Origin of the sequence: Pseudomonas silensiensis, assembly GCF_050434865.1 — a bacterium.
In the GTDB taxonomy this organism is placed as follows: Bacteria; Pseudomonadota; Gammaproteobacteria; order Pseudomonadales; family Pseudomonadaceae; genus Aquipseudomonas; species Aquipseudomonas fluorescens_W.
The window spans coordinates 1-21,184 of the sequence record NZ_JBNDJH010000018.1 but is presented as its reverse complement, the minus strand read 5'-3'; the positions used below and the strand labels follow the sequence as shown (position 1 = coordinate 21,184).

16 protein-coding genes are annotated in these 21,184 nt (G+C 60.0%); 9 read left to right on the top strand and 7 right to left on the bottom strand.

The window, feature by feature from the left end; genetic code table 11:
• Positions 1-4: 4 nt before the first annotated feature.
• The 4 genes from acnD to QF010_RS23220 form a co-directional block, all read right to left on the bottom strand.
• Positions 5-2,599: a Fe/S-dependent 2-methylisocitrate dehydratase AcnD gene (gene acnD, locus QF010_RS23235; protein WP_429534030.1), complete on the bottom strand. Its 2,595-nt coding sequence runs from the start codon at positions 2,597-2,599 to the stop codon at positions 5-7.
• Positions 2,600-2,801: 202 nt separating this feature from the next.
• A complete protein-coding gene (prpC, locus tag QF010_RS23230; RefSeq protein WP_033055701.1) occupies positions 2,802-3,929 on the bottom strand; it encodes a bifunctional 2-methylcitrate synthase/citrate synthase in 1,128 nt (375 codons plus the stop codon).
• 219 nt (positions 3,930-4,148) lie between these two features.
• Positions 4,149-5,039, bottom strand: coding sequence for a methylisocitrate lyase (gene prpB, locus QF010_RS23225; protein WP_010456549.1), 891 nt, complete (start codon positions 5,037-5,039; stop codon positions 4,149-4,151).
• Entirely contained in the window at positions 5,036-5,755 is a 720-nt protein-coding gene (locus tag QF010_RS23220) for a GntR family transcriptional regulator (RefSeq protein ID WP_176471555.1), read from the bottom strand. The genes prpB and QF010_RS23220 overlap by 4 nt, the downstream gene beginning before the upstream one ends.
• Before the next feature lie 302 nt (positions 5,756-6,057).
• Here QF010_RS23220 and rloA point away from each other — a divergent pair, with 302 nt between their 5' ends.
• The 4 genes from rloA (at position 6,058) to pabB (ending at position 10,709) form a co-directional block, all read left to right on the top strand.
• Positions 6,058-6,594, top strand: coding sequence for a retropepsin-like aspartic peptidase RloA (gene rloA, locus QF010_RS23215; RefSeq protein ID WP_008146333.1), 537 nt, complete (start codon positions 6,058-6,060; stop codon positions 6,592-6,594).
• 5 nt (positions 6,595-6,599) lie between these two features.
• Entirely contained in the window at positions 6,600-8,135 is a 1,536-nt protein-coding gene (gene rloB / locus QF010_RS23210; protein ID WP_033055704.1) for an osmotic stress tolerance membrane protein RloB, read from the top strand.
• Positions 8,135-9,121, top strand: coding sequence for an alpha-L-glutamate ligase-like protein (locus QF010_RS23205; protein ID WP_033055705.1), 987 nt, complete (start codon positions 8,135-8,137; stop codon positions 9,119-9,121). Before rloB ends, QF010_RS23205 begins: the two co-directional genes overlap by 1 nt.
• A gap of 250 nt (positions 9,122-9,371) precedes the next feature.
• A complete protein-coding gene (pabB, locus tag QF010_RS23200) occupies positions 9,372-10,709 on the top strand; it encodes an aminodeoxychorismate synthase component I (protein ID WP_429534029.1) in 1,338 nt (445 codons plus the stop codon).
• A gap of 42 nt (positions 10,710-10,751) precedes the next feature.
• On the opposite strand, the gene thrH is transcribed toward pabB, so the two are convergent.
• Complete coding sequence (gene thrH / locus QF010_RS23195; RefSeq protein ID WP_033055708.1) at positions 10,752-11,369, bottom strand: bifunctional phosphoserine phosphatase/homoserine phosphotransferase ThrH; 618 nt, start codon at positions 11,367-11,369, stop codon at positions 10,752-10,754.
• Between the two features lie 173 nt (positions 11,370-11,542).
• On the opposite strand from thrH, the gene QF010_RS23190 reads away from it, so the two are divergent.
• The 3 genes from QF010_RS23190 to QF010_RS23180 all read left to right on the top strand — a co-directional run bounded on the left by QF010_RS23190 (position 11,543) and on the right by QF010_RS23180 (position 15,062).
• Complete coding sequence (locus QF010_RS23190) at positions 11,543-12,283, top strand: phosphoadenylyl-sulfate reductase (RefSeq protein WP_429534028.1); 741 nt, start codon at positions 11,543-11,545, stop codon at positions 12,281-12,283.
• Positions 12,284-12,735: 452 nt separating this feature from the next.
• Positions 12,736-14,277, top strand: a complete 1,542-nt coding sequence (locus tag QF010_RS23185; protein ID WP_429534027.1) for an NCS1 family nucleobase:cation symporter-1 — start codon at positions 12,736-12,738, stop codon at positions 14,275-14,277.
• A gap of 56 nt (positions 14,278-14,333) precedes the next feature.
• Positions 14,334-15,062, top strand: a complete 729-nt coding sequence (locus QF010_RS23180; protein WP_033055712.1) for an aspartate/glutamate racemase family protein — start codon at positions 14,334-14,336, stop codon at positions 15,060-15,062.
• A 31-nt stretch (positions 15,063-15,093) separates the two neighbouring features.
• Here the strand turns inward: QF010_RS23180 and QF010_RS23175 are convergent, their stop codons facing one another.
• Positions 15,094-16,017 (bottom strand): LysR family transcriptional regulator, encoded by a 924-nt coding sequence (locus QF010_RS23175; protein WP_429534026.1) that lies wholly within the window; start codon positions 16,015-16,017, stop codon positions 15,094-15,096.
• Positions 16,018-16,142: 125 nt separating this feature from the next.
• On the opposite strand from QF010_RS23175, the gene QF010_RS23170 reads away from it, so the two are divergent.
• Positions 16,143-16,889 (top strand): 3-oxoacyl-ACP reductase family protein, encoded by a 747-nt coding sequence (locus QF010_RS23170; RefSeq protein ID WP_008146002.1) that lies wholly within the window; start codon positions 16,143-16,145, stop codon positions 16,887-16,889.
• Positions 16,890-16,959: 70 nt separating this feature from the next.
• Here the strand turns inward: QF010_RS23170 and QF010_RS23165 are convergent, their stop codons facing one another.
• On the bottom strand, positions 16,960-17,655 hold the full coding sequence (locus QF010_RS23165; protein WP_429512505.1) for an HAD-IA family hydrolase: 696 nt from the start codon (positions 17,653-17,655) through the stop codon (positions 16,960-16,962).
• A gap of 263 nt (positions 17,656-17,918) precedes the next feature.
• Between QF010_RS23165 and QF010_RS23160 the strand changes: the two genes are divergently transcribed.
• A partial coding sequence (locus QF010_RS23160; RefSeq protein WP_429534025.1) for a DUF6531 domain-containing protein occupies positions 17,919-21,184 on the top strand: 3,266 nt, incomplete at its 3' end.

The following is a 21,184-nucleotide window of genomic DNA, read 5'->3' as shown; positions in this document are numbered from 1 at the left end:
CGTGTTAAACGGCAACCGCCGACTCTTCGAGGAAGTCCTGAGCGAAGCGTTGCAACACGCCGCCGGCCTCGTAGATCGACACTTCTTCGGCGGTGTCGAGGCGGCAGGTCACCGGCACTTCGACGCGTTCGCCGTTCTTGCGGTTGATCACCAACGTCAGCTCGGCACGCGGGGTGCGCTCGCCGATCACGTCGTAGGTTTCGCTGCCTTCGATGCCCAATGTCTTGCGGTCGGTGCCCGGCTTGAATTCCAGCGGCAACACGCCCATGCCCACCAGGTTAGTGCGGTGAATGCGCTCGAAGCCTTCGGCCGCAATCGCTTCCACACCGGCCAGACGCACGCCTTTGGCTGCCCAGTCGCGGGACGAGCCCTGACCGTAGTCGGCGCCGGCGATGATGATCAGCGGCTGCTTGCGTTCCATGTAGGTTTCGATGGCTTCCCACATGCGCATCACTTTGCCTTCCGGCTCGACGCGAGCCAGCGAACCCTGTTTGACCTTGCCGTTTTCCTGAACCATTTCATTGAACAGTTTCGGGTTGGCGAAGGTGGCGCGTTGCGCGGTCAGGTGGTCACCGCGGTGCGTTGCGTAAGAGTTGAAGTCCTCTTCCGGCAGGCCCATTTTCGCCAGGTATTCGCCGGCGGCGCTGTCCAGCATGATCGCGTTCGACGGCGACAGGTGATCGGTGGTGATGTTGTCCGGCAGCACGGCCAGCGGGCGCATGCCCTTGAGCGGACGAGCCCCGGCCAGCGCGCCTTCCCAGTACGGCGGACGGCGGATGTAGGTGCTCATCTCGCGCCAGTCGTACAGCGGCGTCACTTTCGGACCGGTGTCTTCGTGGATGGCGAACATCGGAATGTAGACCTGACGGAACTGCTCCGGCTTAACCGATGCCTTGACCACTGCGTCGATTTCTTCGTCGCTCGGCCAGATGTCTTTCAGGCGGATTTCCTTGCCGTCGACCACACCCAACACATCTTTTTCGATGTCGAAACGGATGGTCCCGGCGATGGCGTAAGCCACGACCAATGGCGGCGAAGCGAGGAACGCGTTCTTGGCGTACGGGTGAATCCGCCCGTCGAAGTTGCGGTTACCGGACAGCACGGCAGTGGCGTACAGGTCGCGGTCGATGATCTCTTGCTGGATCACCGGGTCCAACGCGCCGGACATGCCGTTGCACGTGGTGCAAGCGAAGGCCACGACGCCGAAGCCGAGTTGCTCCAGTTCGGTGGTCAGGCCGGCTTCGTCCAGGTACAGCGCCACGGTTTTCGAACCCGGCGCCAGGGACGATTTGACCCACGGCTTGCGGGTCAATCCGAGCTTGTTGGCATTGCGCGCCAGCAGACCGGCGGCGATGACGTTGCGCGGGTTGCTGGTGTTGGTGCAACTGGTGATGGCGGCGATGATCACCGCGCCATCCGGCATCTGGCCTGGAACGTCGTCCCACTGGCCGGAGATGCCTTGGGCGGCGAGATCGGAAGTCGCGACGCGGGCGTGCGGGTTGCTCGGGCCGGCCATGTTGCGCACCACCGAGGACAGGTTGAAGGTCAACCCGCGCTCGTATTGCGCGCCTTTCAGGCTGTCAGCCCACAGGCCTGTGGTCTTGGCGTAGCTCTCGACCAACTGCACCTGCTCGTCTTCGCGACCGGTGAGTTTCAGGTAGTCGATGGTCTGCTGGTCGATGTAGAACATCGCGGCGGTGGCGCCGTATTCCGGGGCCATGTTGGAGATGGTTGCGCGGTCGCCGAGAGTCAGCGCGGAGGCGCCTTCACCGAAGAATTCCAGCCATGCGCCGACCACTTTTTGCTGACGCAGAAACTCGGTCAGTGCCAGCACCATGTCGGTGGCGGTGATGCCCGGTTGCAGCTTGCCGGTCAGTTCAACGCCGACGCTTTCCGGCAGACGCATCCACGATGCGCGGCCGAGCATCACGCTTTCAGCTTCCAGGCCGCCAACACCGATGGCGATCACGCCCAGTGCATCGACGTGCGGGGTGTGGCTGTCGGTGCCGACGCAGGTATCAGGGAAGGCAACACCATCGCGCACCTGGATCACCGGAGACATTTTCTCCAGGTTGATCTGGTGCATGATCCCGTTGCCCGGTGGAATCACGTCGACGTTCTTGAACGCCTTCTTGGTCCAGTTGATGAAGTGGAAACGGTCTTCGTTGCGACGGTCTTCGATGGCGCGGTTCTTCTCGAACGCCTCTGGATCGAAGCCACCGCGCTCGACGGCCAGGGAGTGGTCGACGATCAATTGCGTCGGCACCACCGGGTTCACTTGCGCCGGGTCGCCACCTTGCAGGGCGATGGCGTCACGCAGGCCGGCGAGGTCAACCAGTGCGGTCTGGCCGAGAATGTCGTGGCACACCACGCGGGCCGGGAACCATGGGAAGTCGAGGTCGCGTTTGCGCTCGATAAACTGCTTCAGGGATTCGGTGAGCGTGGCCGGGTCGCAGCGACGCACCAGGTTTTCCGCCAGCACGCGGGAGGTGTACGGCAGAGTGTCGTAGGCGCCGGGCTGGATGGCTTCGACAGCCGCACGGACGTCGAAGTAATCCAGATGGCTGCCGGGCAGGTTTTTGCGGAATTCTGTGTTCATCGGGTCAGGACTCGGTCACGGTGATTACAATTGATGGGCGCTGCGTCGACCTTGAGGTTCACACCGTCCCTTTGTAGGAGTGAGCCTGCTCGCGATCGCGGTGTGTCATCCAATATTTTCGGCGGCTGACTGGACGCAATCGCGAGCAGGCTCACTCCTACAGAGTTTAGTGGTGGTCTCCGAGATCAGAGCAGCCCACCATTCAGCGTTGTTCGATTGGCACGAACTTGCGCTGTTCGACGCCGACGTACTCGGCGCTCGGGCGGATGATGCGGTTGTTGGCACGTTGTTCGAACACGTGCGCCGCCCAGCCGGTCAGGCGCGAGCAGACGAAAATCGGTGTGAACAACTTGGTCGGAATGCCCATGAAGTGGTACGTCGACGCATGGTAGAAGTCGGCGTTCGGGAACAGTTTTTTCTGCTCCCACATGGTCTTGTCGATGGCTTCGGAGACCGGGAACAACACAGTGTCGCCCACTTCGTCAGCGAGTTTTTTCGACCAGCCCTTGATCACCTCGTTGCGCGGATCGTTGTCCTTATAGATCGCGTGGCCGAAGCCCATGATCTTGTCCTTGCGCTCGAGCATGCCGAGGGTGCCTTTGATCGCCTCTTCCGGCGAGCTGAAGCGCTCGATCATTTCCATCGCCGCTTCGTTGGCACCGCCGTGCAGCGGACCGCGCAGCGAACCGATGGCGGCGGTGATGCAGGAGAACATGTCCGACAAGGTCGAAGCACACACCCGTGCGGTGAAGGTCGAAGCGTTGAATTCGTGCTCCGCGTAGAGGATCAGCGAAACGTTCATCACTTTGACGTGCAACTCGCTCGGCTTCTTGTCGTGCAGCAAGTGCAGGAAGTGGCCGCCGATGGACTGTTCGTCGCTCACGCAACTGATGCGCTTGCCGTCATGGCTGAAGCGATACCAGTAGCACATGATCGCCGGGAACGCGGCCAGCAGGCGGTCGGTCACGTCGTGTTGTTCCGAGAAGTCTTTCTCCGGTTCGATGTTGCCCAGGAACGAGCAACCGGTGCGCATCACGTCCATCGGGTGGGCGTCGGCGGGGATGCGTTCCAGTACTTCCTTGAGCGCTTGCGGCAGGTCACGCAGCTTGCTCAGCTTGCTGATGTAGCCGTCGAGTTGCGCTTTGGTCGGCAATTCGCCGTAAAGCAGCAGGTAGGCCACTTCTTCGAATTGAGCGTCAGCCGCCAGTTCGCGAACGTCGTAGCCACGATAGGTCAGGCCTGCGCCCGACTGGCCCACGGTGGACAGTGCGGTTTGCCCGGCAACCTGGCCACGGAGCCCGGCGCCACTGAGTACTTTTGCTTCGGCCATTGCTGTCTCCAATCTTGAATTTGTTAGGGAATCTGCAATTTCTACACGGTTATCTTGATTTCGTAGCAGCTTGTCCGCTCGTAGCAGCTGTCGAGCAGCGCGAGGCTGCGTCCGGCTGCGCAGCAGTCGTAAAACCTGCTTACGCGATCGCCTGGCTTGGCGAGTCCTTCGGCCTCGAACGCAGCCTCGCGCTGCTCGGCAGCTGCTACATAATCCTCGTTACTTCTTCGCGGCAAACAACGCATCGAGCTTCTGCTCGAAGGTGTGGTAGTCGATGCGATCGTAAAGCTCCATGCGGGTCTGCATGGTGTCGATGACGTTCTGTTGCGTGCCGTCGCGGCGGATCGCGGTGTAGACGTTTTCTGCGGCTTTGTTCATCGCGCGGAACGCGGACAATGGGTACAGCACCAGCGACACATCAGCGGCGGCGAGCTGCTCGGTGGTGTACAGCGGGGTCGCGCCAAATTCGGTGATGTTGGCCAGGATCGGCGCTTTCACGCGGTTGGCGAACAGCTTGTACATGTCCAGTTCGGTGATGGCTTCCGGGAAAATCATGTCGGCGCCAGCCTCGATGCACGCCGCGGCGCGATCCAAAGCGGATTCCAGACCTTCCACCGCGAGGGCGTCGGTACGGGCCATGATCACGAAGCTGTCATCGGTGCGCGCATCAACAGCAGCCTTGATGCGATCGACCATTTCCTGCAGGGACACGATCTCTTTATTAGGGCGGTGACCGCAGCGCTTGGCGCCGACCTGGTCTTCGATGTGAATCGCCGCCGCGCCGAACTTGATCATCGACTTGACGGTACGTGCGACGTTGAACGCCGAGGAACCGAAACCGGTGTCCACGTCCACCAGCAACGGCAGGTCGCAGACGTCAGTGATGCGGCGCACGTCGGTCAGCACGTCATCCAGGCCGGTGATGCCCAGGTCCGGCACGCCGAGGGAGCCGGCAGCCACCCCGCCACCCGACAGATAAATCGCCTTGAAACCGGCGCGCTTGGCCAGCAGCGCGTGATTGGCGTTGATCGCGCCGACCACTTGCAGCGGATGTTCGCTGGCGACCGCATCGCGGAAACGCTGGCCTGGAGTGCTCTTGTTGGAACTCATGACTCACCTCGTTCAGTGGCTGTCTGGTGTGTGCCGTCCTGGTAGTGACGGGCGATATTGCGTTTGGAGGCGCCGATGTGGCGGCGCATCAACAACTCGGCTAGCTCACCGTCACGGTCGGCGATGGCGTCGAGAATTCGGTGGTGCTCGGCAAAGGCCTGACGCGGGCGATTGGGCGTGGTGGAAAACTGGATGCGGTACATGCGCACCAGTTGATAGAGCTCGCCGCAGAGCATCTGCGTCAGGGTGCGGTTGCCGCTGCCCTGGATGATTCGGTAATGGAAGTCGAAATCGCCTTCCTGCTGGTAGTAGCCGACACCGGCCTGAAACGCCGCATCGCGCTCATGGGTTTCGAGGACCCGGCGCAGTTCGTCGATTTCTTCGAGCGTCATGCGCTCGGCCGCCAGACGGCAGGCCATGCCTTCGAGGGATTCGCGGATTTCGTAGAGTTCCAGCAGCTCGGCATGGCTCAACGAAACCACCCGCGCCCCGACGTGCGGTACGCGAACCAGCAGGCGCTGGCCTTCCAGACGGTGGATCGCCTCACGCAGCGGCCCGCGGCTGATGCCATAGGTGCGCGCCAGTTCCGGCTCGGAGATCTTGCTGCCCGGGGCGATCTCGCCCTTGACGATGGCCGCCTGAATGCGCCGGAAGACGTTCTCGGACAGAGTCTCTGAATCGTCTTGGGCAATGACCGGGGGATCGAGTTGATCCAGCATATTGTCGACACCTTGAAAGCTGATGCCGCAAAAACTAGCGAATACAGACCTTTTAGTCAAAGGATAAATAGGTATTGTCGACAATCGTCTAATAACCGACTGCACCAGAACGACGCATCCCCTCTGTTTATAGCCGCCTCCCGGCGCTGGCGCCATAAAACCACCGTGCTAGAATGCCGGCCGCATTTGTTTGTGACATCTGCACTGCTTGTCATAAACAGTTGATAGGCATACGAGGGAGCTTGCGCAGCGATGCCAGGGCCTTGAATCGAAGTACGGACCGCTGCGCACCAGGATTTATGAGACTCAAGCCCTTCCCCACCTTCCTTTATCTTCTTTGCCTGCCCGGTTTCGCGGCGGCGGGGGAAAAGACTGTTTACGGCCTCAACGAGTACGCCTCCCTGGACGGCATCGACCTGGAAGTCGCCGCCAAACTCGACACCGGGGCGAAAACCGCGTCCTTGAGTGCCCGTGACATCAAACGTTTCAAGCGCAATGGCGAATCCTGGGTGCGCTTTTATCTGGCGATCGACGCTGCGCACTCGCACCCGATCGAACGACCACTGGCCCGCGTCAGCAAAATCAAGCGCCGGGCCGGCGATTACGACCCGGAGGAAGGCAAGAAGTACACCGCCCGTCCGGTGATCGAGCTGAATATCTGCATGGGTTCGGCTTTACGCAGTATCGAAGTGAACTTGACCGACCGCAGCGCCTTCCAATACCCGCTCCTGATCGGCTCCGAAGCGCTGAAACGCTTCGATGCGCTGGTCGACCCCAGTCTTAAATACGCTGCTGGCAAACCCGCCTGCGCCACCGACGCTCATACCGCAGAGTAATTCCAATGCGCTCTCTTACCCTTCACCTGAAATTCCTGATCGCCATCCTGGTGGTGCTGGGTATTTCAGTCACGGCCTATCAGATCTTCGTGCTCGGCATCCCCGTGACCGAAGACGCTACCGACGACTTGTGGAACATCGACGCCAAAGTCGAGTTCGTCGCCAGTACCAAGGACCCGGTCAAGATCCAGATGTTCGTGCCGCCGCTGAGCCGCGATTACGTCAGCCTCAACGAGAGCTTCATTTCCAATAACTACGGCGTGGCCGTGAACCGTGCCGACGGCAACCGCAAAGTCACCTGGTCGGCACGTCGGGCCAAGGGCAATCAAACGCTGTATTACCGCCTGGTGCTGACCAAGCGCTACACCGGTGAAAAATCCAAGGTCAAAGGCCCGACCTTCCGCGACAGCATCGCCGTCGAAGGCGCGGAAAAAGTCGCCGCCGAAGCCTTGCTCGCACCGATCCGCCAGCACTCGGCCGACGTTGAAACCTTCATCGGCGAAGCCATCAAGCGTGTCAACAATCTCAACGACGACAATGTGAAGCTGTTGCTGGGCGGCGATCCGTCCCCCGGGCACAAGGCGAAAATCGTCGAATTGGTGCTGTCCATCGCCCACGTACCGGTAGAAAAGGTCCACACCATTCGTCTGGTGGCCGACCAACCGCAAACGCCGGAACTGTGGCTGCGCAGTTTCAACGGCACCGACTGGCTGTACTTCAACCCGGAAACCGGTGAACAAGGCCTGCCGACCGACCGCCTGCTGTGGTGGACCGGCGACGAAAACCTGATCACCGTCGATGGCGGCAAGAAAGCCAACGTGACCTTCAGCCTGAACAACAGCGAAATGAACGCGATTCGCCTGGCCAAGCTGACCGACGAAAACACCGACGCCAACTTCCTCGAATACTCGCTGTACGGCCTGCCGCTGCAAACCCAGCAGACCTTCATGATCATGGTGATGATCCCGATCGGCGTGCTGGTGATTTTGATCCTGCGCAACCTGATCGGCATTCAAACCCTCGGCACCTTTACTCCGGTGCTGATCGCCCTCGCCTTCAGGGAAACCCAGCTCGGCTTCGGCATCGTGCTGTTTACGATCATCACGGCGTTGGGCCTGTCGCTGCGCTCCTACCTTGAACACTTGAAGCTGCAAATGCTGCCGAGGCTGTCGGTGGTACTGACTTTCGTGGTGGTGCTGATCGCGGCAATCAGTCTGTTCAGCCATAAACTCGGCCTGGAACGCGGGTTGTCGGTGGCGCTGTTCCCGATGGTGATTCTGACGATGACCATCGAGCGCCTGTCGATTACCTGGGAAGAACGCGGTTCCGGCCATGCCATGAAAGTGGCGATCGGTACGCTGTTCGCTGCGTCGCTGGCGCACCTGATCATGACCGTGCCAGAGCTGATTTACTTCGTGTTCACCTTCCCGGCGATCCTGCTGATTCTGGTGGGCTTCATGCTGGCCATGGGTCGTTATCGCGGCTACCGCCTGACCGAACTGGTGCGTTTCAAGGCTTTCCTGAAGAAGGCTGACGCCTGATGTTCGGCTTCTGGAAGACCTGGAAGGCCCTGGAAGCCCGGGGCATCATGGGGATCAATCGGCGTAACGCGGACTACGTGCTCAAGTACAACAAGCGCAGTCTGTACCCGATTGTCGATGACAAGATCATCACCAAGGAACGCGCCATCGCCGCCGGTATTCATGTGCCGGAACTGTATGGCGTGATCTCCACCGAGAAGGAAATCGACGACCTCGACGAGATCATCGGCGGGCGCAACGATTTCGTGATCAAACCGGCCCAGGGCGCCGGTGGTGACGGCATCATTGTGGTGGCCGACCGGTTCGAGGGGCGCTATCGCACAGTGTCCGGCAAGATCCTCGACCATGAGGAACTCGAGCACCATATCTCGAGCATCCTCACCGGCCTGTATTCCCTGGGCGGGCACCGCGACCGCGCGCTGATCGAATACCGGGTGATCCCGGACCAGATTTTCAAAAGCATCAGCTATGAAGGCGTGCCGGACATCCGCATCATCGTGCTGATGGGTTACCCGGTGATGGCCATGCTGCGCTTGCCGACGCGCCAGTCCGGCGGCAAGGCCAACCTGCACCAGGGCGCCATCGGCGTCGGTGTCGACCTCGCGACCGGGCAGACGTTGCGCGGCACCTGGCTGAACAACATCATCACCAAACACCCCGATACCACCAACGCAGTGGATGGCGTGCAACTGCCCTACTGGGACGGCTTCATGAAACTTGCCGCCGGCTGCTATGAGCTGTGCGGGCTGGGTTACATCGGTGTCGACATGGTGCTGGACCAGGAGAAAGGGCCGCTGATTCTTGAGCTCAATGCCCGGCCTGGGCTGAACATTCAGATTGCCAATGATTGCGGGCTGACGTTGCGCACCCATGCGGTTGAAGCGCGGCTGGAAGAGTTGAAGGCTCGTGGGGTCACCGAAACGGTGCGCGAGCGAGTGGAATTTGTGCAGGAGATGTTTGGGCATATTCCGGCCGTCGAAGGCTGACCCTGTTGTGGCGAGGGAGCTTGCTCCCGCTGGGTTGCGAAGCAACCCCAAAACATTCGCCTCGGGTGTATCAGGCATATTGCTTCTGCCGGTTAACGACTGCTTCGCAGCCGAGCGGGAGCAAGCTCCCTCGCCACAGGTCTCTCGCCAGCCGCTCCGAATCTACCAATCCCCGACATCCCCTCTAGGAGCAATTCCCCGAGGAGACTACAATCGCCACCCCCGCCTCGATGGCTGATCTGCCCCGCCCATGTTGACCTGTTCCGTACACCCGCTCCCCTATCGCGCCAACCCCGCCGAGTACTTCGCGGCGATTCGTCATGCCCCTGGTGCCGTGCTGCTCGACAGTGGCCGGCCGAGTGCCGAGCGTGGACGTTATGACCTGCTCAGTGCCTGGCCGCTGGAGCAATTAGCGGTATTGCCTGACGAAAGTGGCAGCGATTTCCTGCAACGCCTTCGCGACAATCTGACACGACTCGGTGAAGCGGCTGTTCCTTGCGACTTGCCCTTCGCTGGCGGCCTGATCGGTTACCTGAGCTACGACTTCGGTCGGCATCTGGAAAACCTGCCCAGTCAGGCGCAAGACGATCTGCAATTGCCCGACGCACGTTTCGGGCTGTATGACTGGGCGCTGATCAGCGATCACCAACTGAGTACAAGTCAGTTGGTCTTCCACCCGTCGCTGATCGACAGCGAACGTCAGCGTCTGATCGCGTTATTCAGTGAGCCTACGGCTGAAGCAGTCGAGCCTTTCACGTTGAAAGCCCCGATGAAGGCCGACCTGAGCGCTGACGAGTATCGCCACGCGTTAGAACGCATTCAGAATTACATCCAGGCCGGCGACTGCTATCAGGTCAATTTCGCGCAGCGTTTCCGTGCTCAGTGCCAGGGCGATCCATGGGCCGCGTATTGCGCGCTACGGGCGGCTTGCCCGACGCCGTTTTCCGGTTTTCAGAGCCTGCCCGACGGCGGCGCGGTGTTGAGCCTGTCGCCAGAACGTTTCGTCAAAGTCAGCGAACGCCATGTGGAAACCCGCCCGATCAAAGGCACCCGCCCTCGCGGACTGACCGCTGCCGAAGATGCGGCAAACGCCGCCGAACTGCTGGCCAGCCCCAAGGACCGCGCGGAAAACCTGATGATCGTCGACTTGCTGCGCAATGACCTCGGCCGCACTTGTCGAATCGGTTCGGTGCGGGTGCCGGAGTTGTTCAGCCTGGAAAGCTACCCGAATGTGCATCACCTGGTCAGCAGCGTGACCGGAGAACTGGCGGATGACCGGGACGCGCTGGACCTGATCGCCGGCAGCTTCCCTGGCGGCTCGATTACCGGTGCACCGAAAATTCGCGCGATGCAGATTATCGACGAACTGGAGCCGACGCGTCGTGGGTTGTACTGCGGGTCTTTGCTCTATCTGGACGTGCGCGGCGAGATGGACAGTTCGATCGCCATTCGCAGTTTGCTGGTCAAGGATGGGCAGGTGTGTTGCTGGGGCGGTGGCGGGATCGTCGCGGATTCCGAGTGGCAGGCCGAGTATCAGGAATCGATTACCAAGGTAAAAGTACTGCTCGATACCCTGCAAAACCTCTAGCTTTTGTGGCGAGGGAGCTTGCTCCCTCGCCACAAAATTGGGTTACAGGCTCAAGGCACGATTCGAAGCCTTGATGAACTCCTGCTTCAAATCCTCAAACGTATGCACCGCCGGGAACTGAGGGAACTCGCGAATCACATTGTCCGGCGCATGGAACAGAATCCCCGCATCCGCCTCGCCCAGCATCGTGGTGTCGTTGTAGGAATCCCCCGCCGCGATCACCCGGTAGTAAAGGCTCTTGAAGGCCAAAACCGACTGGCGTTTGGGATCTTTCTGACGCAATTGATAGCTCGTCACCCGCCCGGAGTCGTCAGTAATCAGACGATGGCAAAGCAAGGTTGGGAAGCCCAATTGACGCATCAACGGCTGGGAGAACTCGTAGAACGTGTCCGACAGAATCACCACCTGAAAGCGTTCACGCAGCCAGTTGACGAACTCGATGGCACCGTCCAGCGGCTTGAGCGTGGCGATCACTTCCTGGATGTCCGTGAGTTTCAAGCCGTGCTCGTCGAGAATCCGCAGGCGCTGCTTCATCAGCACGTCGTAGTCGGGGATGTCCCGGGTGGTAGCCCTCAGGGATTCAATCCCGGTTTTTTCGGCGAAGGCGATCCAGATTTCCGGGACCAGTACACCTTCAAGATCCAGACAGGCAATTTCCACAAGACACTCCCATTTGTATTGATTATTGAGTCGAGCGAGCCAAAAGACTGCCGAACTCTAGCGACTCAGGCTGACCGGTGCAACGCATAGGGCGCGCCAGCCGCCGTAGGTTTTTGTTACCATCAGGACCATATAGAGCGCCCAGCGCCACCGACCTGTAGGAAGCCGCCCTGATGAGCCCAACGTTCGACGTCGTGGAACTCGCCACGACCTATGCCAACAAATCCGCCCAGGACATCCTGAAACTCGCGTTCGCCGAGTTTGGCGATGACCTGTGGATATCTTTCAGCGGCGCCGAAGACGTGGTGCTGGTGGACATGGCCTGGAAGCTGAACAAGAACGTCAAAGTGTTCAGCCTCGACACTGGCCGTTTGCACCCCGAGACCTACCGCTTCATCGATCAGGTGCGCGACCACTACAAGATCGACATCGAACTGGTGTCGCCGGACTACACCAAGCTCGAACCTTTCGTGAAGGAAAAGGGCCTGTTCAGTTTCTACAAGGACGGCCATGGCGAATGCTGCGGCATCCGCAAGATCGAGCCGCTGCGTCGCAAACTCTCCGGTGTGAAAGCCTGGGCCACCGGCCAACGTCGGGATCAGAGCCCTGGCACTCGTAGCGCCGTCGCGGTGCTGGAAATCGACACCGCGTTCTCCACCCCGGAACGCACCCTGTACAAATTCAACCCGCTGGCACAAATGACCAGTGAAGAGGTCTGGGGTTACATCCGCATGCTGGAGCTGCCGTACAACAGCCTGCATGAGCGCGGGTTCATCAGCATCGGCTGCGAACCCTGCACCCGCCCGGTGTTGCCGAACCAGCACGAGCGCGAAGGTCGTTGGTGGTGGGAAGAAGCGACGCAGAAAGAATGCGGCCTGCATGCAGGCAACATCATCAGCAAATCCAAGGCTTAAAAACCGCCTCGAAAAATGTGTACACACGAATGTCACCATAGGTGCCATTTGTGTGTGCACTTTTCATTTCAGCGCCCCAAAAAGTTACACCCCCTCGCCCTGACTTCCTCAGTCGACGTTTCCGGCAAATCCCGCTGAAAAATAAATAGCTGTTCAAACAGTCAATTTATATCGCCTTTTTTTCAGTCACTTACCGCGAATAGATAACAAAACGAAATTAGCGGCAGAATTCATAGATCGCTGACTGGCATGGATCTGGCTTAAGTGCATACATGTTTTGTATACAATCATATCAAAACATACACACACTTTAGATCCGCAAGCCTGAAGCGCCCTATCCCGTACAGGCTGCAGATGCCCCGTAACCAATGATGCTGACTGCCCGCGACGAAGATTTGTCGAGCCAACGCTCATGCACAGTCATCGCGACGCCAAGCTCGGAGCCTGCCGGAATGCGTACTAGCCTCTCCAATAACAACATCGCGCTGGATCTGCCCTCCTTCCCACCCACTTCAGCCCCTCACGATCAAACGTTTCAAGAACCCGTCGTACTCAGCCCTCGCCTGCACAACAAGGACCTGGCGCCGACGAAGGCCGAAGGTCGACGCTGGGGCCGCTACAGCATCTTCGCCCTGTGGACCAACGACGTTCACAACATCGCCAATTACTCATTCGCCATCGGGCTGTATGCGCTCGGACTGGGCGGCTGGCAAATCCTGCTGTCCCTGGGGATCGGTGCGGCGTTGGTGTACTGCTTCATGAACCTCTCCGGTTACATGGGACAAAAGACCGGCGTGCCGTTTCCTGTCATCAGCCGGATCAGTTTCGGCATTCACGGGGCGCAGATTCCTGCATTGATCCGCGCCGTTATCGCCATCGCCTGGTTCGGAATTCAGACCTACCTGGCCTCGGTGGTCTTTCGCGTATTGCTGACAGCGGTGCATCCAGGTTTCGCTGACTACGACCACAACTCGATCCTCGGTCTATCGAGCCTGGGCTGGGTGTGTTTCGTAGCGATCTGGTTCGTGCAACTGGCGATCCTCGCCTATGGCATGGAGATGGTGCGGCGCTACGAGGCGTTCGCCGGGCCAGTGATTCTGCTGACCGTCGCCGCCCTCGCCGCGTGGATGTACTTTCAGGCCAACGCGACCATCGCCTGGTCGATCCGCGAGCCGCTGACCGGCGGCGAGATGTGGCGCAACATCTTTGCCGGCGGTGCCTTGTGGCTGTCGATCTACGGCACGCTGATCCTCAACTTCTGCGACTTCGCCCGTTCTTCGCCGTGCCGCAAGACCATCAAGGTCGGCAATTTCTGGGGCCTGCCGGTGAATATTCTGGTGTTCGCCAGCATTACCGTCCTGCTCTGCGGCGCGCAATTTCAGATCAATGGACGGATCATCGAAAGCCCGACGGAAATCATCGCGTCGATTCCCAACACCTTCTTTCTGGTGCTCGGCTGCCTGGCCTTCCTGATCGTCACTGTGGCGGTGAACATCATGGCCAACTTCGTCGCCCCCGCCTTCGTGCTGAGCAACCTGGCGCCCAAATACCTGACCTTCCGCCGCGCCGGACTGATCAGCGCGACCATCGCAGTGCTGATCCTGCCGTGGAACCTCTACAACAGCCCGCTGGTGATCGTGTATTTCCTGTCCGGCCTCGGCGCCCTGCTCGGCCCGTTGTACGGCGTGATCATGGTCGACTACTGGCTCGTACGAAAAGGTCAGGTCAACGTGCCGCAGTTGTACAGCGAAGACCCCAACGGCGCTTATTACTACAGCCGCGGAGTCAATTTACGCGCCGTCGCGGCGTTCATTCCTGCCGCCCTGATCGCCATCGTCCTGGCGCTGGTACCGGGTTTCGACAGCGTATCGCCCTTCTCCTGGCTGATTGGTGCCGGGATTGCCGGGATGCTCTACCTGATCATCGCCAAGCGGCAGCCTCATTACGCAGACGTCAGCGGTGAAGCCATCGCCGTCGATAACGTCAGCCATTAATCCCTTGGCGGCCCGGCACCGTCGGGCCGCAGAACCACCCGTTATAAGGACTTCCCATGCGAATTCTCGTGGTCAACGTCAACACCACCGAGTCCATCACCCAGGCCATCGCACGTTCGGCTCAATCCGTGGCCGCGCCGGGCACGGAAATCATCGGCCTGACGCCCTACTTCGGTGCTGACTCCATCGAAGGCAATTTCGAAAGTTATCTGGCCGCTATCGCGGTGATGGACCGGGTGATGGCTTACGACCAACCCTTCGATGCCGTGATCCAGGCCGGTTACGGCGAACACGGTCGCGAAGGCTTGCAGGAATTGCTCAACGTGCCGGTGGTGGACATCACCGATGCGGCGGCCAGCACCGCCATGTTCCTCGGCCATGCTTACTCGGTGGTCACTACGCTGGACCGCACCGTGCCACTGATCGAGGATCGCCTCAAACTGTCCGGACTCTGGGACCGTTGCGCGTCGGTGCGGGCCAGTGGTTTGGCGGTGCTGGAACTGGAATCCGATCCTGAGCGTGCGCTGGAGGCAATTATTCGCCAGGCGGAATTGGCCGTGCTTGAAGACAAGGCCGAGGTGATTTGCCTGGGCTGCGGCGGCATGGCCGGGCTGGATGAACAGATTCGCCGGCGCACAGGCGTGCCAGTGGTGGATGGTGTGACGGCGGCGGTGACGATTGCCGAGTCATTGGTGCGATTGGGGTTGTCGACGTCCAAGGTGCGAACTTATGCGACGCCGCGGCCGAAGAAAATTATTGGCTGGCCGGGGCGGTTCGGGCGGTAGACCGCGTCGCCCCCATCGCGGGCAAGCCAACTCAAAGAGCACTAAACCGCTGCCCCAACCCCTGCTCCGCAAACTGCTCAATGATGAAATCCACAAACGCCCGGGTCTTGCCGGGCAGCAGTTTATGCTCCGCGTAATAGATCGAAATGTTGCCATCGTCGACATACCAGTCCGGCAGCACCCGCTGCAAGGTCCCGGCCTCCAGATAGCCCACGGCGAACGGCATGCTCACCAGCGCAATGCCCAACCCTTGGGCGGCCGTGGCGCAGGCCGCCTCCGAATCACTCATGGTCATCCGCGCCTTGAGCGTCAGCGGGTTGTGTTGCTGGGTGCGACTGGTCAATTGCCAGGAGCGCACACGCCCCGTCTGCGGCGATCGAATCAGGATGCCGTCGTGATACTTCAGATCATCCGGCTCGACAATCGCCTCACGCCCCGCCAGATACTCGGCTGACGCCACCAACACTCGATGGGCCGGTGTCAGCTTGCGCGCCACCACCCCTTGCGGCAGCTCGAATCCTCCACCAATCGCCGCATCGAAACCCTGAGCAATCAGATCAACCTGACGATTATCGAAATGCCAGTCCGGGTTGATCGCCGGAAAGCGCCGCAGAAACTCCCCAAGCAACGGCACGACATACAACCGCCCGAACACCGTGCCCATGCTGACCTTCAGCGTTCCTGCCGGTCGTCCTTCGGCACTGGCCAGATTGGCCACGGCATTCTGAATGGTGTGCAGGCTGGAACTGACTTCGCCGAGAAACAGCTGACCGGCCTCCGTCAGCGTCAGGCTGCGGGTGCTGCGCTGAAACAGCCGTACACCCAGCCGCGCCTCAAGTTTGGCGACACTCTTGCCCACCGCCGCCGGGGTCAGACTCAGGCGGCGCGCGGCTTCGGCGAAGCTGCCGACCTCAGCACTGCGCACGAAGCATTCGATACTACTGAAGGTTTCCATAAGCGCCACTATAAACTTTTGGTTTACACAGACTATCGCAATTACCGTCTACACAGCCGGTAATCCTGAATCGATACTAGGCTCCATCAACCGAGGCATCTCGCCTCGGGATTTTGGAGATCGATATGACTACTCAAAACCTCAGCGGCAAAGTGGCTTTGATTCAAGGCGGATCCCGCGGTATCGGCGCCGCCATTGTCAAACGCCTGGCCGCTGAAGGCGCGACAGTCGCCTTCACCTACGTCAGCTCCACGGCCAAAGCCGAAGAATTGCAAAACAGCATCACCGGAAACGGCGGCAAAGCCCTCGCGATCAAGGCCGACAGCGCCGATGCCGAAGCCATCCGCAACGCCGTGACCGCCACCGTAAAAGCCTTTGGTCGTTTGGACATTCTGGTCAACAACGCAGGTGTGCTGGCCGTTGCACCGCTGGAGGACTTCAAACTCGAAGACTTCGACCAGACCCTCGCGATCAACGTGCGCAGCGTATTCATCGCCACCCAGGCCGCCGCCAAACACATGACCGAAGGCGGTCGCATCATCAACATCGGCAGCACCAACGCCGACCGCATGCCCTTCGCCGGTGGTGGCCCGTACGCCATGAGCAAATCGGCGCTGGTCGGCCTGACCAAAGGCCTGGCTCGCGACCTCGGCCCGCGCGGCATCACCATCAACAACGTGCAACCGGGCCCGGTCGACACTGACATGAACCCGGCCAGCGGTGACTTCGCCGAAAGCCTGATCCCGTTGATGGCAGTGGGCCGTTACGGCAAAGCGGAAGAAATCGCCAGCTTCGTCGCCTACCTCGTCGGTCCCGAAGCCGGCTACATCACCGGTGCCAGCCTGACCATCGACGGTGGTTTCGGCGCCTGATGTTCTGAATCACGCATAAAAAAACGCCGGCAACCCTGATCAGGTTGCCGGCGTTTTCATGTACGCGGCTTTAAGCCCATTCAAGCGCCGGCAGGCCGAAGGCGCTCGGTCTGAACGCCGTCAGCGTACGAAGAATGCCATCAGCGTGTGCGTACTTTTCGTCAGCCATCGCCGCATCCGGGATCGCAATCGCGGTCATCCCCGCCGCTTTCGCCGCCGTAACACCGAACGGCGAATCCTCGAACACCAGGCAATCCTCAGGCGCAACACCCAGGCGCCGCGCGGCCGTGAGGAAAATGTCTGGCGCCGGTTTGGCCGCACCGACTTCCGGATCATCGGCCGTCACAATGAAATCGAACAGCGCGAACCAGTCGCGGTGCAAGGTGGTTTTCTGGCCAAACGACTGACGCGAAGAACTGGTGCCCACCGCGATCGGAATGTTGTTGGCCTTCAGATGCCGAACCAGCTCCTGTGCGCCAGGCATCGCCAGCGCTGTAGGAAAACGCTCGCGCATCAGCGGTTCGCGGATCACCAGGAACTCTTCGGCGGTGATCGGCAGGTCCAGCGCCTCGACCACATAACGCGCCAGATCACCCGCGCCACGGCCGATGATGTTCTGTTTGATGCTCCAGTCGAAGACCCGACCGTAACGCGCAGCAATCATGGACGTAACTTCGGTGTAAATGCCCTCGGTGTCCAGCAACAAGCCGTCCATATCGAATATCACGGCCTTGATCGGGCCGAATTCATTCAGCGGTGCATTCATCGCATCTGATCCGTTTTCTAATGACATCCCAGAGGCGGCTCAGGTACGGCCGGTTCCGCGATCGATTAAAGGATTCAGCAGCATAGCGAGCGCGACGGGCATAGGGCAACGGGCAACGCCTGATCAGCACTAAAACCTGCGCCGAAGTGCTCTCCGTCATTTAGCGATTTCCCCTACACCAAACACTTACTTTCCCGACTTCTTTCCCCGCCGATCCCACGCAAAGTCTCGCGCTCTGAATTGATCCGCGCGAGGGACTGCGAATGTTCATACCTGACAACCTCCTGGCCTTGAACAACACCATCGGGCTGCTGGTGGTCGCCGCCATGGACCCTGACCAGCCGAATGTCGAAGCGCTGCTCGATGACTTTCGGCTCTGCCTCAATGACTACGACACCTGGGCGGAAAGCTTCTGGACCGGCAGGGCACTGGATATCGAGCAAGTGTTCAGGGTCGGCAACGAAGTCCGTCTAAGCGCGCCGAAGAACTCGACTACGCCTGTCAGTGCGACAGTCGCCGCGTGCCCGGCCAGCGGTCCGTTGACCCTGGTGCATCTGTTTGAGGCTGCGCGTTTCGTACCGATCGGCAATACGCCGGTGATGCTTGAACCTTTGCTTTCCGAGGTGGCGGGTGAGCAGACGTTTGGCGAACCGATCCACCACGAGATCGGCCCCAGCGGCATCCTGGAAATCCCCGATTGCCCGCGCGGCCAGCACTATCGCATCACCTTCTTTCCCGATGTATCCGCTGATCACGTCAAAGCACTTTACGCCTCCTATCAAGGCGTCATCGGCGAGCTGGAACGCTGGTTGCGCAACGAGTGGACGACCGAGTTCGAACCAGCGTGGGCCGGGTTCTCCCAGGCCGGTTTCACCAAGCGCTACGGCATGTTGCAGCAGGCAGATTGGCGCGGCTTCGAGAATTCGCTGAACGGTTTGTGGGATGACGTCAAACAGATTTACGCCCTGATCGCGGACCTGCAGGCCAACAGCGAAAAACTCCTTGAATACCTGACCCAAACCGAGCTTGAAACGCTGCTGAACGCCTCGGCGGATTCCATTGCCAAGGTGTTGCTGATGCTGAGCGACGAGCCGTTGATGTTCATTCATCTCGCGGCGTTCACCAGTTGGCTGAGGATGCTGCCGCCGCAGTACATCGCCGAGGTCGTGGCGGAAATTCGTACGGAGATATTGATCAGTTTCCTGCTCATGTGCCTTACCAGTCCTGCGGGACTGAAATTGCGTCTGAGTGAGAAGGTGCTGTCCAGGATCAAGTCCCCGCAGACCCGGCAATGGCTGGCGGCCGCCAGTTTGCGATTGGCGGAGCTCACCGCCAAGTCCGACCTGACAGCCCACGCTGGCGCGCTCAAACCGCTGATGGTCAATGCCCGGAATGCACCGATCAAACCTGCTCCCGCCGTGTCGTTGCAAATTAACGCGGGTGTTGCGCCGGCCTTGTTGGTGAAGAATCCGGTGGCCATTGCTCGCGACAAGTCTGAAGCCATGACCCGGATTGGCCGGCAGGAACATCGCGACGTTGCCCCGGACCAGGCGAAAAACCCCAACGGCGACAGCGCCGATTGCGGACCGTTGACCTGTACCAACGGCTGTCCGGTATCGATGGTCACGGGCGAAGAACTGCTGACCCTGACCGATGGTGCGCTGGACGGGATTTTGCCGTTTGACTTCACCCGGCTCTATCGCACCAGTGCGGCCGAGATCGACAACGGTTTAGGTTTTGGCTGGAGCCATTCGTTATCCCATCGGCTGGACATCGACGGCGATACGGTCATCTGGATCGACCACGAAAACCGTCGTACGACCTTTCCGCTACCGAATATCGAGCGCCCGGCAATTCACAACAGCCTGTCACGGGCAGAGATTTATCTAGGTGACGAGCCGGAAGAACTGATCCTCGCACTGGCTGGCGAAAAAGCGCGGTTTTTCCACTTTCGTGCAGGACGTCTGACGGCCATCAGTGATGCCTACGGCAATCGGCTGACAGTGCAGCGGGACTCTTCTGACAGGATCAAGCGCCTCGATAACGGCGCAGGGCGCTCCCTTCTATTGCGCTATGAGCGCCGGCATCTGGTCGCCGTCGAGTACCAGCGTTTTCATCCGGCCGACACCCTGGAAGACGCGTGGCGTACCGAGCACACACTGGTTGCCTACCGCTATGACGCTCGTCATCGCTTGATCGAAGCCACCAATGCCGCCGGCGAAAGCGAACGCTACGACTACGACGATCAGCACGTGATTCTGCAGCGGCAACTGGCCGGTGGGGCGAGTTTCTACTGGGAGTGGGAAAGGTCCGGCAAGGCTGCCCGGTGCGTGCGGCATTGGGCGACTTTTTCGCAGATGGACACGCGTTATGTCTGGGATGACAACGGCAGTGTGCTGGTTAAAAACGCCGACGGTAGCGAAGAGATTTATGAGCACGACGACCGCGCACGGCTGGTGCGCAAGGTCGAGTTGGACGGTGGCGAACACCTCAAGGCCTACGACGACAATGGTCGGCTGATTGCCGAGCAGGATCCGCTCGGCGCCGTCACCGAATACCGTTACGACGAAATCGGACGATTGGTTGCGCTGATTCCGCCGGAAGACGAGCCGACGGCCTACGAATATCGCAACGGTTTCCTGCACGCACGGTTTCGCGGCAAAGCGGTGTGGAAATACCAGCGCAACGCCCAGGGTGACATCACCGAAGCGACCGATCCTGACGGTCATGTCACCCACTACCATTACGACGAAAAAGGCCAGCGGCTGTCGATCCGTTACCCGGACACCAGCCGGCAGATGTTCGTCTGGAATGGCTTGGGGCAGTTGGTTGAGGAAACGCTGCCGGATGGTGGTGTGCGGCGGTTTTCCTATGACGCGCTGGGGCGGCAGATTACCCGTCAGGACGAACACGGTGCCGTTACCCAGTACCAATGGGATGCCGTCGGCCGACTGATCCAGACGACTTTGCCTACCGGCGCCAGCCGCGCCTTCAGCTACAACGCCTACGGCAAGATCACCGCCGAACGCGATGAGCAGGGCCGCGTCACCCGCTACGAATACCTCGACGACCTGCACCTGGTCAGCCGCCGGATCAATGCCGACGGCACCCAGCTGAAGTACCGCTACGACAACGCCCAGCTGTTGCTCACCGAGATCGAAAACGAATCCGGTGAAAAATATCTCCTGGACTACACGCCCAATGGCTTGATCCGACAGGAAACCGGATTCGACGGCCAACGCACGGCGTACGCCTACGACCTCAACGGCCAGTTGCTGGAGAAAATCGAGTTCGGCGACGACGGTTCGCGGTTGGTAACGGCGTATCAACGGGACTCGGCCGGACGGTTGCTGGTCAAAACCCTGCCCGACGGCATCAAGGTGGAGTACCGCTACGACAGCCTCGGCCGGTTGGTCAGCGTCGATGACGGTCAAGATCACCCGCTGGAATTCGAGTACGACCAGCAGGACCGCCTGATCAGCGAACACCAAGGCTGGGGCACCTTGCGTTATGGCTACGACGCCTGCGG